Here is a 536-nt window from a genome sequence, read left to right on the forward strand (position 1 = left end):
TTGATTTATCTTGGTTGTGCCTGGTTAGCTTTCAAAATCCCGGTCGAAGCTTTGGGCACTGATTTACCCAAAGCACTCGCAGCCTTTTCCACCGCTGACCCGCTCGGGTCATTCGCAGCGATTGGTGCTGGTGCCATGTTTGCCCTGGAAGGGATCATTGCCCAAGCGTGCTTTCGCAAGATCAACCCTGCTACCTTTACCAGCCTGGTGTTTACAGTGGAATGGCTAGTACTGTCAGGCTTTGCTCTGTTTATCATTCACATCAGCCTCAACGTTGGTCTGCTTGTGATAGGACTGCTGCTTTGTCTTGCCACCTTAACTGGCTATCTCTTCAACAATTTTGGCATTCGCGAGATTGGTGCCGCTGCGACCGCTATCATCGGGGCTAGTGGTCCAGCCGTGACGGCAATTCTAGGCGTGCTCATTCTCAGCGATGGCTTAAAAGCGCAGCAGTGGGCGGCGATTGGGCTAGTCACCGTGGGCGTAGTCCTGATGAATCTGGCACGAGTGCCGTCAAAGCTATCGCAAACCTAAAG

The 536-nt window shown here is 52.6% G+C and carries 1 protein-coding gene; it reads left to right on the forward strand.

Features of this window, described 5'->3' with window-relative positions; all coding sequences use genetic code 11:
- A partial coding sequence (locus A8707_RS26395; RefSeq protein WP_197485115.1) for an EamA family transporter occupies positions 1-534 on the forward strand: 534 nt, incomplete at its 5' end.
- Positions 535-536: the final 2 nt, after the last annotated feature.

The organism is Phormidesmis priestleyi BC1401 (assembly GCF_001650195.1).
Taxonomy (GTDB): domain Bacteria; phylum Cyanobacteriota; class Cyanobacteriia; order Leptolyngbyales; family Leptolyngbyaceae; genus Phormidesmis_A; species Phormidesmis_A priestleyi_B.